The 16,576-nt window shown below is 28.9% G+C and carries 13 protein-coding genes and 1 other annotated feature; of the genes, 1 reads left to right on the top strand and 12 read right to left on the bottom strand.

The window, feature by feature from the left end:
• Positions 1–19 precede the first annotated feature (19 nt).
• The gene (pflA, locus tag IC758_RS04205; protein ID WP_227433410.1) at positions 20–754 is read left to right on the top strand and encodes a pyruvate formate-lyase-activating protein; all 735 of its coding nucleotides are present in this window, start codon (positions 20–22) and stop codon (positions 752–754) included.
• Between the two features lie 102 nt (positions 755–856).
• On the opposite strand, the gene IC758_RS04200 is transcribed toward pflA, so the two are convergent.
• The 12 genes from IC758_RS04200 to IC758_RS04140 form a co-directional block, all read right to left on the bottom strand.
• Positions 857–2,527: a GGDEF and EAL domain-containing protein gene (locus IC758_RS04200; protein ID WP_227482990.1), complete on the bottom strand. Its 1,671-nt coding sequence runs from the start codon at positions 2,525–2,527 to the stop codon at positions 857–859.
• 127 nt (positions 2,528–2,654) lie between these two features.
• Positions 2,655–5,270 carry a cell wall-binding repeat-containing protein gene (locus IC758_RS04195; protein ID WP_227860784.1) on the bottom strand — a complete coding sequence of 872 codons (2,616 nt, stop codon included), beginning with the start codon at positions 5,268–5,270 and terminating at the stop codon, positions 2,655–2,657.
• A 171-nt stretch (positions 5,271–5,441) separates the two neighbouring features.
• Positions 5,442–7,145 carry a hypothetical protein gene (locus IC758_RS04190; protein WP_227860783.1) on the bottom strand — a complete coding sequence of 568 codons (1,704 nt, stop codon included), beginning with the start codon at positions 7,143–7,145 and terminating at the stop codon, positions 5,442–5,444.
• Positions 7,146–7,898: 753 nt separating this feature from the next.
• Positions 7,899–8,570, bottom strand: a complete 672-nt coding sequence (locus tag IC758_RS04185; protein ID WP_227860782.1) for a FlxA-like family protein — start codon at positions 8,568–8,570, stop codon at positions 7,899–7,901.
• 24 nt (positions 8,571–8,594) lie between these two features.
• Positions 8,595–9,233, bottom strand: a complete 639-nt coding sequence (locus IC758_RS04180) for a nitroreductase (RefSeq protein ID WP_227860781.1) — start codon at positions 9,231–9,233, stop codon at positions 8,595–8,597.
• 256 nt (positions 9,234–9,489) lie between these two features.
• Positions 9,490–10,299 (bottom strand): prepilin-type N-terminal cleavage/methylation domain-containing protein, encoded by an 810-nt coding sequence (locus IC758_RS21125; RefSeq protein ID WP_285894571.1) that lies wholly within the window; start codon positions 10,297–10,299, stop codon positions 9,490–9,492.
• 46 nt (positions 10,300–10,345) lie between these two features.
• Positions 10,346–10,720, bottom strand: a complete 375-nt coding sequence (gene crcB / locus IC758_RS04165) for a fluoride efflux transporter CrcB (protein ID WP_227433417.1) — start codon at positions 10,718–10,720, stop codon at positions 10,346–10,348.
• 38 nt (positions 10,721–10,758) lie between these two features.
• Positions 10,759–11,934, bottom strand: a complete 1,176-nt coding sequence (gene thiI / locus IC758_RS04160; RefSeq protein WP_227860780.1) for a tRNA uracil 4-sulfurtransferase ThiI — start codon at positions 11,932–11,934, stop codon at positions 10,759–10,761.
• A 45-nt stretch (positions 11,935–11,979) separates the two neighbouring features.
• Positions 11,980–13,131: a cysteine desulfurase family protein gene (locus tag IC758_RS04155; protein ID WP_227482996.1), complete on the bottom strand. Its 1,152-nt coding sequence runs from the start codon at positions 13,129–13,131 to the stop codon at positions 11,980–11,982.
• 657 nt (positions 13,132–13,788) lie between these two features.
• Positions 13,789–14,511 (bottom strand): amino acid ABC transporter ATP-binding protein, encoded by a 723-nt coding sequence (locus IC758_RS04150; protein ID WP_227433420.1) that lies wholly within the window; start codon positions 14,509–14,511, stop codon positions 13,789–13,791.
• Positions 14,512–14,569: 58 nt separating this feature from the next.
• Entirely contained in the window at positions 14,570–15,247 is a 678-nt protein-coding gene (locus IC758_RS04145) for an amino acid ABC transporter permease (RefSeq protein ID WP_227433421.1), read from the bottom strand.
• Positions 15,248–15,274: 27 nt separating this feature from the next.
• Positions 15,275–16,090 (bottom strand): transporter substrate-binding domain-containing protein, encoded by an 816-nt coding sequence (locus tag IC758_RS04140; protein ID WP_227831276.1) that lies wholly within the window; start codon positions 16,088–16,090, stop codon positions 15,275–15,277.
• Positions 16,091–16,318: 228 nt separating this feature from the next.
• Positions 16,319–16,533, bottom strand: a binding site (T-box leader).
• Positions 16,534–16,576 lie beyond the last annotated feature (43 nt).

Below are 16,576 nucleotides of genomic sequence, written 5' to 3'. Positions count from 1 at the left end.
ATATTGTGAGGTGAACTCTATGATTAAGGGAAAAGTACACTCTATAGAAACATTTGGTACTGTAGATGGTCCAGGAATAAGATACATACTATTCTTTCAAGGATGTCCTCTTAGATGCAAATACTGTCATAATAGAGATACATGGGATACCAAATCTGGAAAAGAATATACAGTTGATGAAATAATAACTGATGCTCTTAAGTATACTTCTTTTATGAAGTTTTCTGGTGGAGGTATTACTGCTTCTGGTGGCGAGTCTACTCTTCAACCAGAGTTTTTAAGTGAGCTATTTAAAAAAGCTAAAGAAAATAACATACACACTTGTCTAGATACATCTGGATTTGTAGATATAGAAACTATAGACTCAGTTTTAGATAATACTGACTTAGTTTTGCTTGATTTAAAACATATGGTTGAAGAAAAATCTATTGATTTGACTGGTGTGGGTATGGATAAAGCTTTAAAACTTGCTAAACACTTAGAATCAAGAAATATTCCAGTATGGATAAGACATGTTTTAGTTCCTGGAATTACTGATGATATAGACAACTTAGAAAAATTAGGTAAATTCGTTGCTACATTAAAAAATGTAGAGAGATTCGAATTACTGCCATATCATTCTATGGGAATACACAAATGGGAAAATCTAGGTATTGATTATGAATTAAAAGATGTTCCTGATGCTACCAAAGAAGATATTAAAAAAGCTAGTGAAATAATCTCTAAGTTTGGAGCAAAAGTGTATAATAGCTAATACTACTTGAGATTAATAGTTATCACAATAAAATAAGGTAAAATATAAGATTTAAAAAACCTTATATTTTACCTTATTTTTAGTATACTTTATCTACACTCATCAATTTGATAATTGAAGTCTATAAAACTCAGATGCACTTACAGGTCTACCAAATAAAAAACCTTGAATAATATCTACACCTAAACTCTTCACTATATTGTATTCTTCATAGGACTCAATACCTTCAACACAAACTTTTAAGTTGATAATATGAGCTAATTTAATAATATATTCTAGGAAGGTATGTTCATAACTATTATATGTAATATTCTTAACAAAACTTCTTTCAATCTTTATTATATTAACAGATAACTCTTTAAGATAATTTAAAGATGAATATCCAGTACCAAAATCATCAATTGCAATATGTACTCCAATACTTTTTAAACTAATAAACTTATCATTCAATAAATTTATATCTGGTACCCAACAATTCTCTGTTAATTCTAAAATTAAAAATTCAGGTTTTAATTGATATTCTATCAAACATTCTATTATAAAATCTCTAAAAAAATCTTCCTTTAGTTGAATATATGATACATTTACAGATATCTTGAAATCTTGATTTACTTTATGCCATTCTTTACACTGTTTTACAGCCTTTTTTATAATCCACTTTCCTACTGGTATAATTAGATTACTTTGTTCTAGTATTGGTATAAATTCAACAGGAGATACTTCTCCATAAGTATTTGAATGCCATCTCAAAAGTGCCTCTGCTCCTATGACATTTTTGTTAAATGCATCTACCTGTGGCTGGAAAAATAATTCAAGGTCATTAAAATCATTTTCAACACACTCTCTCAACTTCTGTTGCATTGAAATTACTTTTAACTTATTTTCATAGAGTTCTTTTGAAAAAAACTTCATTCTATTTTTACCACCAATTTTTGCGATATCTAACGCAATATCAGCATGTTTAAATAAGTCCAAATAATTATCTCCATCTTCTGGATACATAGCAACCCCCGCAGTTATTGTACAATAATATTTATTTGATTCGATTTCATGCTGAGTATTTGTATACAATTGTATTTTTTCATATAAATTTTCTATAGCTTCTTTATTGCACATAGGGTAAAAAAATGCAAATTCGTCTCCATCTAATCTGTACAATCTAACATCCTTAGGTAAATATTCTAAAACTTCTGTAGCAATTGCACGCAAAACCTTGTCACCATAAGAGTGTCCATATTTCTCATTTATATTTTTAAAATTATCAATATCCATGATAAACATAGCTCCACTTGTATAGATTTTCTCTTTTGTAATACAATTCATTCTGTATTCAAATTGTTCTCTATTCCATGTCCCTGTGATAGAATCAAATTTATTCTTTTCGCCTATATTCTTTATCCTACCAACCATAATTATAGTTTTTTTATCATCTGATACATAAGCTTTACCTCTACAAGAAACCCATACTATCTCTTCATGCTTGTTTATTAATCTATACTCTAAATTGTGTTCATCCTTTTCTCCATTTAGCAAGACTTGTATATCGTCTTTCCACACTTGAACATCATCTGGATAAATAATTTTGCTCCAACAATTGACTAAATCATATTCTATATCTTTACTTAGATTAAATTCATCAAAAACAGTTGAGGATATTTTAAAATTATTCTTATTTATATCCCAAAAAAAAATATAATCTTCTGTATTTTGAGATAAAAGTTCAAAGAAAATTTCTACCTGATTTAAATCTAAAGAGTTTAGTTCTTCTCTCATCTTTTCCCCCTACAATATAAGTAATATAGTAAGATTATAACCCTACTTATAATAAAAATAAAAGCAGGGTTATAATTTATTACTATTAGTGTAGTTTAATCAACAAAATATTCTTATTTAGATTATACTATTTTACTAATTTTTTTATTTCATTAAATGCATCCTCATTTCCATTTCCTCCTACCTTAGTTATCTTGTCAAATTTCTTACTTTTAACTAAAGTTTTTTGAGACTCATCAAGTGATTTTTCTACAATCATTACTGGCGATTTATTTTTACCTGCTAAAACACCTACTGTTAAAGCATCTATTAAATCATTTTCTCTTAGCGTCCCATTTTTTGTTACATAAAGATTTCTTAATTCTTTATCCTTATAAAACTCTTCTATTACTTTTGAATTTGTTTTATTTCTATCTTCTCCACCTATTCTCTTTGGATTTGGAAATTGTTTTTCTATAGATTTTGGCAAAGAAGTTTCTCCTCCTATAATATAAGATTTTGATATTTCTTCTTCATCTATAAATTTTTTAATAGATATCATCTCATTTTTTATATTTGTAAGAATTATTGGAGTTTTATTTTGTGCTGAAATACCACCAACACTTATTGCATCTGCTAATCCATCGTGTCCATTGACTACAGATACTTTTTCTACATCTACTATTTTATCTATTTCTTTAGCAAGTTTTAGAGAAGTTGAATATCTATCCACTCCACCTATTCTTACAATAGTAAACCCTTTTAATTTTAATTCTTTTTCTAAATCGGAACTTAATGTATTTTCTCCACCTATTATATAAATATTTTTTGCTTTTAATCTTTTTATCTCTGCTTCTGTATTTGTATTTAATTTATTTTTTTCAGTTAATAAAATAGGTGCATTTTTAGTAGATGAAAATGGAGTTGCTGATAGGGCATCTGGTATTGATGTACTATTTACTAGTATCACATTTTCAGCTGATTCAAAACCTCTTTTACTTATTTTTATAGCAGTTTCATATCTATCATCACCTGTCAAATTTTCTTCTGATGGGCTAGTTGTATTAGTAGATGAGCCTCCACTACTTCCACCACTACTTCCTCCACTATTTCCACCTGAATTATCATCTCCACCTGAATTATCAGATATCTTTTCCCATTGAGCATAAAGTGTTATATTATCATCAACATTAATTATCTCACTTCCATCACCTTTATATGGAGTTCCACTACCATCTGGTTTTGTATTCCATCCAATAAATTTGTATCCTTCTTTTGTAAGATTTCCTGTATTCGCTTTTACACTTGTATTTGCATTTCCATCATGCAGTTCATCTTCAGGTACATCTCCTTGTCCACCATTATTTTCATATTTAACTCTGTATTTATCTGTCCAAAATGCATAAAGGGTTGTATTTATATCCTTTATGTTAAACTTTTCTCCTGATTTATATCTACTGCCTGTATCATCTGCTTTTGTACTCCAATAAAAATTTCCTCCTCTACCAGAGGGTGCTACTAAACCATTATCACCAAGTACAGTAACTTCATCTCCTTTTCCATATACATTATTATCTATTGGAGCTGTACCTGTACTTCCATTTTTATCATATGTTATTCTACATTCCTCTTTCCATTGTGCAAATAAAGTTGTATTTTTCGTAAGGTTAAATTTATCACCATCTCTGTATGAAGTCCCTTCACCATTATTTTTTGTATTCCATCCCATAAATATTGATCCAACTTTAGATGGTATCTGGCTTGTAACAGTTACTTCAGCGCCTTTTTTATGTTTTTCTTCTGATATACTTCCTGCTCCTCCATTTAAGTTATAATCTAATTTATATCCCCATTGTGCATATATTGTATCTCCTGAGATATTTGGCGGAATAGGGTCTCCTTCTTTAAAAGATGTACCACTTCCATCTTCTTCTGTATTCCACCCTATGAATTCTTCATCACCATTGATAAGTCCACCTGACCCTGGGAATTTGTCAGCCTCTCCTGGTTTTGGCAAATCTGGAAGTGTACCTGTTCCTCCATTACCATCCAGTTGCAAATCATATTCCCATTGTGCATAAAGGTCTATGTTAAAATTGTCATAATTTTTTAATAATACCTCAAAACTTGAGCCTAAATTATAAGATTTTCCTGTGCCATCAGCTTTTGTATTCCACTTTGTAAGTTTATAATTTGTTTTTTTAAGGTTACCTTCATTTTCTTTAATTTGCAAATTATCATTCTGATGATACTTATTTGAATCTGATGGAACATTACCTGAAGTATTTCCATTTCCGTTATATCTTACTTGTAAAAAGTCTGGAATCCAAATGGCGTAAAGTGTTATATCTCTGTCTATACCTACTGCTACTATATTTTCTCCACCTGCATATGGTTGAGTACCACTTGCCAAATGGTCCCTTGAGACACTCCAAGCATCAGTATGATAGTTTCCTCTTGTAAGGTTACTACTTAGTGCTAAATAAGAATCAAAATCATCAAGGTCATATACTTTTGGACCTGTTATTACTGGTCCAGGAATAAACGCTCCTCCACTAAGTATAGCTTCATTTATCGTTCCTCCAGTAGCCCCATTACCATCATAAGTTATTGTAATATTATTAACTCTCCTTAAGTTTTTATCTTGAATCTGCTTATTAAATATCTTATTTAAATCATACTCAGCAAAAACATTTGAATAATTTAAAGGAATTATAGCAAATGTAAGTATACATATAGTTAATTTTTTTAACTTTTGATTCATCAAAACCCTCCTTATTTGTTTAAAAAATAATTTTATTTTTTCATTTTGTAAAATAAAGAAATACTGATAAAATCTATATCAGAATTTCTTATAACTATTAGAATCTTATTCTTATATAAATATTAAAGAAGATTCTAACTTATAAATTACAATAATAAACAACTTATATTATTAATTTTTTTGCCACACTGCATATAATATGATATTTCTTTCTCCCATAGTGATTGTTCCTGATAATATTGTTGATGGGTCATTTCTAACTGTACTCCAACCTACAAATGTATAAGTATCGGCATCAAGCCCATTAGTATTTCCTAAAACAGTCACAGTATCTCCTTTTTTATATTCTGTTGTATCACTTGGTACTGAACCAGAAACAGCTACTCCTGAAGGGAAGTTTGATACATAAGCTACCCTATAAGTTTTTTCGGCTACAGTAAAATAAATTGTATTTGGATTAATTCCAGAAGAATTAAGTGTAACTGTCTGAGACTGACTTGCTGGGTCTAATTTATATCCAGCAGGAACCTTTGTAGAATCTGGAGTTATTGTATGGTTTCCAAGTACAGCATTAACAACCTCTGTGTATGTATCTCCAACTATATTACCATATTTATCTTTAAAACCAATTGTTAAAGTACGTTCTGCTTCTGAAGGCATCTTACTTACTGTAAAGTAAACTCTATCTGGTACAAGACCACTGGTACTAAGATTTACCATTTCAAATTGATTATCTGGATTAAGTACATATCCATTTGGTACCTTTGTAGAATCAGATTCCACTCTATGATTTCCATATTCAGCTGGTAGTGTAACTGTATATGGGTCTCCAATTATTGCTCCACTATCTTTATCTTTAAAGTTAACTGTAACTATACGATTTACAAGTGGAATATCAGGACTTACTGTAAAGTAAACAATACTCTTGTCAAGACCTGTTGGTTGTAAATTAACAGTCTGAGTTTGATTAGAAGGATCAAGCTTATAACCATTAGGAACTTTTGATGTGTTTGGTGTTACATCATGTGAGCCTAGTATATCTGGAATTTCTTCTATATAAGTACTTCCAACATTATTTCCATCTTTATCTTTAAATCCAACTATAAGAACACGATCTTCTTCTGGAACTCCTGCATTATCAGGAATAACTGTAAAATCAACTACATTTGGATTAACTCCATTTTGAACAAGATTTACTACTTTAGATTGACTTGCCGGATCTAATTTATATCCAGCAGGAATTTGTGTAGTGTCAGGTGTAACAGTGCTATTTCCATACTTAGCTGGAACTTGAGTTGTATATGACCCAACTATAGCTCCTGTTTCTTTATTTTTATAATTAACCTTAATAGAAAGTTTTGCATTTGAAATCTCAGTAGATGCATATGATGTTCTTGTAGCGTTTCCATTCCCTGTATTAGGTGATGTATAGCTCCAATTTACTCCAGACATGTCTCGATTTGTAACAAAAGAATAAATTCCTGTCATTTGACTTCCTGTTATCCCTGCAGATGGTATGCCATTAGGAAATCCATAACTTGTTCCATAAATAGTTGAAACTTTTTCCCCATTAACTTGTAATACCCATCCTTCTTGAGAACCTCCTTTTGGGTCAGTTCCCCATACATACCTTACGTTTACTGAATTTCCACCACATGGAACAAATAACGAGAAAAATGTTACATATCCATTTCCCATATTTGCACGAAAATCTACTTGATATCTTCCATTAATATCATATCTTCGCTCTGTATTTTGTAGTACTTCATTATTAACTTTATCTGGTAAAGTTTGTCCATATGATGGTACTCCTACGCCAACAACTAAAGCTAAGGTTGCCAAAAAAGATGTTAGTTTACTCAATCTGTGTTTCATTAAAAATCCCCCTCCAATATTTTTTATTTCAAACAGATTTTTCATACTTTATTTTGCATAGTCTTTATCAAAACTATTTATTTAAAGTCTAATTAATCTATTATGAAGTCTATCTTAAAAGTGAAGTTTTTATAGTTTATTTAATTTTCACTTGAAATCCTTTTTATTAAATAAAAAATATATTTAATTTTTACACAAAGATATTAATACTCTATAGACTCGATATTTTAATTTTATTTTTGTAGCATTAAACAACCTAAAAAACAATAAAGTAAGATATTTTATATATTTATATTGCTTAAAGTAATTAACTTTAATTGTTTTCAATTTCATAAAAATTAGTTGTGATATAAATATGATATGTATTTAGAGTATCAATAATTTTTTAATTAAAATAATTATTTCAATTAAAATAATTATTTTAATTATGGTTATTATAGTTTCCGTTTGTTATAAAAGGGTTTTTTTTATGTAAAAAAAACTATAAGAATATTATAAAAAATGTTTATCAAAGCCCTTCAAAATTTTTTCCCACTTTTAATAATTGATTATCAGTAAAAGTATAGAACGTTTGTTAGTAAGCTAAAGAAATAATTATAATTTTAATAGTATATATATATAATTTTTTAAAAAAAATGTATATAAATGTAAAAAAAACTATTAATCATATAAATAGTGACTTTTTTATAACTAAGGGTCACTTTTTCCTTTATTTTACATTTATTGTATCATGATTTTTTATTTATTTCAATCTTATACAACTTTTTCCCAAAATATTATTATTATTTTTTTATCTTTTTCGACTTTATATTCTTTATACATAATACTTAAATTAATTAAACTCATTTTATTATTATCTTTAATTTTATCTGTACTAGCATATAGTTTTTCTCCAAAAGACATATTAATCTTGCTTAAACCGCTACTTAATTTACCACTCTCAAATAAATCGAATTTGGTAGGTGAATGACGAGTTTGACTACTCATTTCCATATTCTTAGTACGAATATCATCAGATAAACTAATTCTCATACTATTAGTTTTAGAAATATTTTTTATATCACAATCAGATGACACTAAAGTCTTTGTGGTATAGTAAGTTAATCCTTTTACATAATCGTATTTATCTTGAGAATTTTCTTGATTAATATCAGATTGTTTAGATTCTTTTTTAAGTGTACCCTCTTTGATTAATTGACTTGAATATTCCTGTTTTTGATTTTTCAAATCATTAATTTGTTGTTGTAATGCTTCAATTTTCATATTTTTTATCTTAGAATCCATATTTTTATCAGTTTTCAAATCTGTGATAAAACTTTCTAGCTTCTGTATTTGCTCATCAAACTTTTCTAACTTGTCATTACTTTTATTGCTATAATTACTCTGATTTACATGTGTACTTCTTGTATTAACAGATATAGACATTATAACTACTCCTACTCAAATATTCTAAACTCTAGAGACTTTATAAACTACATTTCTAGCTTGTGGTAAATTCCCTTCTGGGACACCAACAGCAATACCAAATGGTACAGAATATCCTTCTGGTATATCTAGTAATTCTCTATATTTTTTATTTGTATCAAACTTCATCTTTATTGAATCTGATTCTTTTACATCATTGTCATCCAACACACTAACAAGACCTACAATATCCCCTTGCTCAACAGGTGTAAATAGACCCCTAACCATTCCTATTATGCAACTCCCAAGCCCTAAAGCTTGTGCAGCTGTTGTTATGTTTCCTGTAAGTATTCCCACATCATATGGAGCCCATGAACTCTCTTCATCATAAGAAATAAATAAAACAGTTGGTGCACCATAAAATAATTTAAAATTTTTATTTATTTCAACGTTACTAACTTCATGAACTCTAGAAAGAGTATCATCACTAATCTCTTTTAAAAATTTCTGGTCTTGTACAACAGTTATGTGCCATGGCTGTTTATTACACCCTGAAGGTGCTGCAAATGCACAATGTAATAATGTATCTAATTGTTCATCTGTAATTTGCTCTGTTGTAAATTTTCGTATACTTCTACGTTCTTTTATCAAGTTTATTGTTTGATTATCTTGTAAATTATTCATTATATCGATTCCCCTTTTTATGTATTTGTTAGTTTAAATACAAAATCTTTAGAAAATTAATTTTTATAATTAAACTTCTTTATATTCTTAATTATAATTATTTTTAGTTTATATGTGAAGCTTTTATAACATCAAAACATCAATATATCTACCCCACAAATAAACTTAAATACAAAACTGGTATTAATCGTTCTATAGAAAATATCATTTTTCTATAGAACGATTAATACCAGTAAAGTTGATAAAGTTTGCTATATTAATTTAAAGGACCCCAACCAGCTTTTGTATGAATCTCTGTTTTTACAGATTTAGTCTTACCATCAGCTGAATCAACATTCCATGACCTACCTGCAACAGAAATACCATTGTTACCTTTATACCATCTACCTTCATCATAATCATAAACTAAAGATGTGTACCAATTACCTCCAGTCTTATCATTTGCAAATACAACTACAGTAGCATCAGATTCAGTAGGGTTATATGCATATGGTTGTATATATAATGTTGCCTTACTTAAATTATATTTCTTTTTAAATTCATCTGGAATTGTAGGCCACCCATTTTTATATTTATTATTTAGTAAATAATTTCTAAAAGCATCATTCCCTTTTGAAGGCCCTGGTATTACAGAAGGGTCTACTGCAAATGATGCAATCAAGTCCATCATACTTTGGTGTACATCTCTAGCCATCTCAACACCATCTGGATGTTCTGTACAAGTAACATAAACTCTTGCAATACTTTCTTCTCCAGTTATTCCATCATAACCATCATCAAACTCTGCTGAATATGTTCCACCTGACTTACACTTTGGCTCTGTTTCAAAATACTTACCATCCGTATTTTTTAATACATCTTTTATAACTTCTTTTTTATCTTTGCTAGGTTCCTCAGCCACAGCAATAACAATTTGAGTCTTTATATTTTCTCTATTGGAAAGACATGTTACTGCTTTACTTTTCTCTATATTTTTAAAAAGTGCTGGTAACGCAACTATAACCAAAATTCCTATTATAGATATAACTACCAATAATTCAATTAGTGTAAAACCCTTTTTATTCATAATAATCATTCCCATTAAATAAAATTATAGTGTTTAATTTAATCTGCTATACAGTAATAAAGTGTCTACATAAAGTCCTTCCAACAAAAACTCCCAAAATACTTAATGCCAAATTAAAAAATATGTTTAGTCCAAATAATATATAATTCCCACTATCAAAAAACTTTACAGTTTCGAAGCTAAAAGTAGAAAATGTAGTTAGTCCTCCCATTAAACCAGTTGTCAAAAACAATTTTAAATTATTAGAAATAGAATCTGTCCTTATACTCATTTCCATTACAAAGCCAATTAAAATTCCACCCAGAATATTGACCACCAAAGTCCCAAATGGAAACTTAGTTCCTACAAACTTTAGAGATATTAAATATCTTAATATAGCTCCTAAAAATCCACCAATACCAACATATAATACTTGAATCACATATAACACCTACCCCAAATAACTAAATCACTTCCATATTAAAATTCTATGTCTTCAACCTCTATTCCGTCAATTGCATCCTGTACTAATTTTTCAATATCAAGTGACAACTCAGATTTTTCTATTTTTTCTAGTCTAGGTTTAGTAACAGGTTTTCTAGGAGAAAATACGCTACAGCAATCTTCTTCAGGTATTATAGATGTTTCAAAAGTCCCTATTTTCTTAGCTATATCAACTATGTCTGATTTGTCCATAGCTATAAGTGGTCTAAATACTGGTAAATTTACAACAGCATTAGTGCAAGTAAGCCCTTGTATAGTTTGAGATGCAACTTGACCAATACTTTCACCTGTAATCAAAGCATCACAATGTCTTTTTTCAGAAAGTTTTTGTGCTATTCTCATCATAAATCTTCTTGAAAGAATAGTCGCTTCTTCTTCATTACCATTCTCGCCAATTGCTTTTTGTATTTCTAGTATATTTACTTTATGAAGCCTTACTCTACCACAAGATTTAGCTAATATCTTAGCTAAATCTTTAACTTTTTCTTGTGACCTTTCACTTGTGAATGGATAGCTGTGAAAATGCACTGCTTCTACTTCCATACCCCTTTTTGCGACCATCCATGTTGCTACTGGACTATCTATACCACCAGACAAAAGAGACATCGCTCTACCATTAGTTCCAAGTGGTAATCCACCGTATCCAGGTATAGTATCACTATAAACCATAGTATGAAATTCTCTGTATTCACATTTTATTTTAACTTCTGGATTTCTTACATCAACATCAATTCTATCTCCTACCTTTGATAATAAGTACCCACCTATATCCATACTCATTTCTTGAGAAGTTAATCTAAAAGATTTATCTCCTCTTCTTGACTCTACCTTAAAAGTTTTATATCCAGCATCTATTTTTTCTTCTAGCATCTTTAAAGCTATTTCTTTTAATGTATCATAATCTTTTTTAGCTCTTACTCCAGGACACACACCTACTATACCAAATACTTTTCTAACTTCTTCAATAACTTCTTCATAATCATAATCTTCTAAATCGACATATATTCTTCCATACTCTTTATATACATTAAATTTGCCAATTGGCTTTAACATATTTCTTATATTTCTTATAAGTCTATTCTCAAATATATATCTATTTTTTCCTTTTACTCCAATTTCTCCATACTTTACTATTAATATATTATACACCATTTCACCTCTTAAACTACTTTCTTCTTATTATTTATACAGTATTCTTTATTTCTTTCTCATTATTGACCTTAAATCACAAATTGATTCTTTTAATACTTTCACAGCTTCAGATATCTCATCTTCTGTATTCATATCAGATAGGCTAAACCTTATTGTTCCATTGATTTCTTCATTTGTAAGACCTATGGCATTCAAAACATGACTACCTTTTTTCTTAGAAGAACATGCAGATCCAGTTGACACATAAATTCCTTTTTGCTCTAGGTAATGAAGTAAAACTTCTCCCTTCGTACCTATAAATGATACATTTAATATATGACATACGCCATCTTCTGGAGAATTAATTTTTATACCTTCTATATTCTCAACTATTTTATTTCTAAATATGTTTTTTAAGTTATTTATCTTCAAAATAACAGCATCTAAATCTTTACTTAATATATTTACAGCTTCTCCAAGCCCATATATTCCAGGTACATTTTCTGTTCCAGACCTAATTCCAATTTCTTGTCCTCCTCCTGTTAGCATAGGCTTTAAGCGATTATTTTCCTTAATATACATAAATCCAATTCCCTTTGGACCATGAAATTTATGTGCACTTACACTCATAAAATCTATATTGTATTTAGATGGTCTAAAGTTTATTTTTCCATATGATTGAATAGCGTCTACATGGAAATATATCTTCTCTTTTAAAGACTTCAGATATTTTCCAACTTCATCTATTGGCTGTATAGTTCCTATTTCATTGTTAACATGCATCATACTTACTAAACATGTAGCTGATTTTATAGCATTTTTCAAATCTTCTATATTTATCTTTCCATCTTTTCCGACCTCTAAGTAAGTTACTTCAAATCCATCTTCTTCTAAATCTTTTAGTGTGTTTAAAACAGAAGGATGTTCTATATTTGTAGATATTATATGATTTCTTCTCTTCTTATTTAGATTGGCAATACCTCTTATTATAGTATTATTACATTCTGTTCCACCTGATGTAAAATAAATCTCTTTATCTTTCGCGCCTAGAGATTTAGCTATAATCTGTCTTACTTCTTTTATACCTTTTTCAACTTCCACACCTTTTCTATGAACAGAAGAAGGATTTCCATAATCCGTACTAAGTGCATATACCATTTTATCTATAACTTCTGGATAAGGTTTTGTAGTTGCACTATTATCTAAGTATATTTCCAACTTAATTACACCTGCCTTTATTTAAAATCTTCAACTCTAATTATTATACCATTAATTACAGTATTTTTTTTGTTAATCTTTATTAAAAAGATAATCTTAAGTTTATAGAATCTTCTTTCATAAAAATCTAGTTTTTTCACTTAACTACAAAATTTTATGCTAAAATATAATATATTTATACTATACCCTACAAAAATACGTGATAACATACAATATATGATAAAATAATATATTATATAAAATAAATATATTATATTATACATATACTTATTTTTGCTATAAAGTCTATTTTTATAAGCTTACTTGTTATAAAAATAACTTTTATAATTTATATCAAAAAAAATATTGATTTTTGTGTCGCATTTTGTTATAATAAATTAAGGTTATCCCCCTGGTAACCCTAGTTAGTTAATATATCTATTCCCAATACCCTTTCATAAGGATATATTTTATATTTATTAAAAATCGAATTAATATCGGAAACTAATTCGATGGAAAAAAAGAGCTTACCCCGAGCTCTTTTTTTTTCTGCAAAAATATAATATTAAGCTAAGATAAAGTTAATGTCAGTATAATTTTAGTTTTAAAAATTATATTAATTATCACTAAAAAAGGATGTATTGAATTTCTAATATCAATACATCCTTTTTTTATATATTATAACACTTTTGCTAAGAATGATTTTGTTCTATCGTGTTTTGGATTTCCAAAGACTTCTTCTGGAGAATCCTCCTCAAGAATACTTCCTCCATCTATAAAGATAACTCTATCTGCAACTTCTTTAGCAAATCCCATTTCATGAGTTACAATTGCCATTGTCATTCCTTCTTTAGCAAGTTCTTTTATAACATCCAAAACTTCATTTACCATTTCTGGGTCAAGAGCAGATGTTGGCTCATCAAATAACATCATATCTGGTTCCATAGCAAGAGCTCGCGCTATTGCTATTCTTTGCTTTTGCCCTCCAGATAATTGTGATGGATATGAATCTTTTTTATCTAAAAGACCAACTCTACTTAATAAAACTTCTGCTTTTTTTTCTGCTTCTTCCTTAGTCATTTTTTTTAATTTAATTGGTGCCAATGTTATATTATCTAAAATAGTCTTATGTGGGAATAAATTAAAGTTCTGAAACACCATACCTATATTTTGTCTAACTTCATCAATATTAGTTTTTTTATCAACTAAATTTTTTCCTTCAAATATTATCTCTCCACCTGTAGGTATTTCTAATAAATTCATACATCTAAGAAGTGTACTTTTACCAGAGCCACTTGGACCTACTATAACCATTATTTCGCCTTTAGCGATTTCTAAGTCTATATTTTTTAATACATTTAAATCTCCAAAAGATTTACTTAAATTTTTTATTGTAATCATATTATCACTTTCCTTTTTACTATTCTATGTTTTCCCTAAATGCTAAACATGCTCTCATCTAGTTAGACACAGATAGTTTCTTTTCTAATAATCCAACTAATCTTGATAGAGTAAATGTTATAACAAAATAAATTGCTGCTGCTACTATTAATGGCTCTAATGCTCTGAATGCTGCATTTTTTACTATATCAGCAGTACGCATTATCTCAACAACACCTATTACAGATATTATTGAAGATTCTTTTACAAGTGTAATAAACTCATTTGCTAATGAAGGTAGTATATTTTTTATAGCTTGAGGTATTATTATATATCTCATAGTTGACCAGTAATTTAATCCTAATGATCTACTTGCTTCCATTTGTCCATTATCAACTGATTGTATACCTGATCTAAGTATCTCTGCCACATATGCACCAGAGTTTACTGACAATGCAAATGCACTAGCTATAAATTCACTTGGTATACCAAATAACATAGGGAATCTTATTCCTAATTGAGGTAATCCAAACCATACTATATATATCTGTACTAATAATGGTGTTCCTCTTAAAATCTCAATATAGATTGATGATATTACTCTTAATACTTTACTCTTTGATATTTTTGCCATACAGATAATTATACCTATTACAAATCCAAAGCATAATGCCACAAGAGAAATTCCTACTGTCACACCTGTTCCTTCCAAAAAAGAAGTCCCAAATCTACTTAAAAAACTAAAATCTAAACTCATAATTTCATCTCCCACATAACTTTCTTACTAATTTGAAGCAGCTTCAGTAGATGCTTCATTTAAAAATTCTTCTATTTTTTTACCATCTTGTAATTCTTTTATTTTTTTATTTAATAATTCTATAAAGTCTTTGTTGTTATCAGCTTTTTTGATTGCTGCTGCCATACCTTCTGTTACATCTTTACCAACTTCAGTATTTGCCATTTTTATTCCATCATATTTTTTAACATTTATTAAAGAAACTGCCTCATTAGTAACAACTGCATCTATGTTTCCATTTTTTAATTCTGTAATTAAATCAGGTATTGCTTTTAAAGATTTTGTAGTTGTCATTTTTAGAGTGTTAACTACATATTCTTCTTGAATGCTTCCTGCCTGTACCCCTACTCTAAGTTTTTTCAAATCGTCTTCAGTTTTTACTTTGTCTATATCTGCATCTTTAACTATAACTGCATTTCTACTTAAATAATATAATTCTGAGAAATCAACACTCTTTTCTCTTTCTGGTGTTGGAGACATCCCTGCAAGAACCATATCAACTTGGTCTGCATTTAAAGCACCTATTAATCCATCAAATGACATATCTTTAATTTCAACCTTTACACCAAGTTCCTTTGCAAATTCTTCAGCCAACATTACATCGAATCCTTTTATTGAATCTTTACCATCTACTACTTTATGAAATTCAAATGGTGGGAATTCTGCACTAGTACCGACAACTAATTTTCCACTTTCTTTTATTTGCTCTAATTTTGTTTTTTCTTCTCCACCACTACATCCTACTAGCGATAATGTTAATCCTAATACTAATCCTAAACTTAATAATTTTTTAAATACTTTCATTTTAACTACCCCTCTCTTTTAATTATAATTTTCCCTCAAATTTTTAATACTTTAATGTTTCGAGTTACAAAAAAAGTCCCTCAGTCTTTAATGACTAAGAGACGACTTTACCGCGTTACCACTCTTATTGATAAATACTTATACAACCTTCAAAATTTGTGAATTTTAGCCTTTATAGCTACAGGGATATTTTAATTTTAAAATCAAAAAAGTCCCTTAGCTTTACAGCTAAGAGACGAATTATATCCGCGTTACCACTCTTTTTGATAAGTAAGTACTTATCCTCTCAATCCCTTAAGGCGGGCAAACCAATTATCATACTAACTAAAACTTCTGATAATTTCCTCCAGAGCTCTCTTCACATAGACTTCATTGCTAGGCTTACACCAACCCCTAACTCGCTGTAAATCCATATATGCTACTTTCTCTATCACTGGATTTGTTTCCTTAAATTGTTAATACAATTGTACTTCCTTCTAATATTTT

It is taken from the genome of Clostridioides sp. ES-W-0016-02, from assembly GCF_020641035.1.
GTDB lineage: Bacteria > Bacillota > Clostridia > Peptostreptococcales > Peptostreptococcaceae > Clostridioides.
Note: the sequence above shows the minus strand (reverse complement) of the source record. Positions and strands in the feature narration are given on the sequence as shown.

Bases quoted from the DNA above. Each gene is read 5' to 3' on its own strand.
- pflA (WP_227433410.1), top strand. From the start codon at position 20: ATGATTAAGGGAAAAGTACACTCTATAGAAACATTTGGTACTGTAGAT.
- IC758_RS04200 (WP_227482990.1), bottom strand. From the start codon at position 2,527: ATGAGAGAAGAACTAAACTCTTTAGATTTAAATCAGGTAGAAATTTTC.
- IC758_RS04195 (WP_227860784.1), bottom strand. From the start codon at position 5,270: ATGAATCAAAAGTTAAAAAAATTAACTATATGTATACTTACATTTGCT.
- IC758_RS04190 (WP_227860783.1), bottom strand. From the start codon at position 7,145: ATGAAACACAGATTGAGTAAACTAACATCTTTTTTGGCAACCTTAGCT.
- IC758_RS04185 (WP_227860782.1), bottom strand. From the start codon at position 8,570: ATGTCTATATCTGTTAATACAAGAAGTACACATGTAAATCAGAGTAAT.
- IC758_RS04180 (WP_227860781.1), bottom strand. From the start codon at position 9,233: ATGAATAATTTACAAGATAATCAAACAATAAACTTGATAAAAGAACGT.
- IC758_RS21125 (WP_285894571.1), bottom strand. From the start codon at position 10,299: ATGAATAAAAAGGGTTTTACACTAATTGAATTATTGGTAGTTATATCT.
- thiI (WP_227860780.1), bottom strand. From the start codon at position 11,934: ATGGTGTATAATATATTAATAGTAAAGTATGGAGAAATTGGAGTAAAA.
- IC758_RS04150 (WP_227433420.1), bottom strand. From the start codon at position 14,511: ATGATTACAATAAAAAATTTAAGTAAATCTTTTGGAGATTTAAATGTA.
- IC758_RS04145 (WP_227433421.1), bottom strand. From the start codon at position 15,247: ATGAGTTTAGATTTTAGTTTTTTAAGTAGATTTGGGACTTCTTTTTTG.
- IC758_RS04140 (WP_227831276.1), bottom strand. From the start codon at position 16,090: ATGAAAGTATTTAAAAAATTATTAAGTTTAGGATTAGTATTAGGATTA.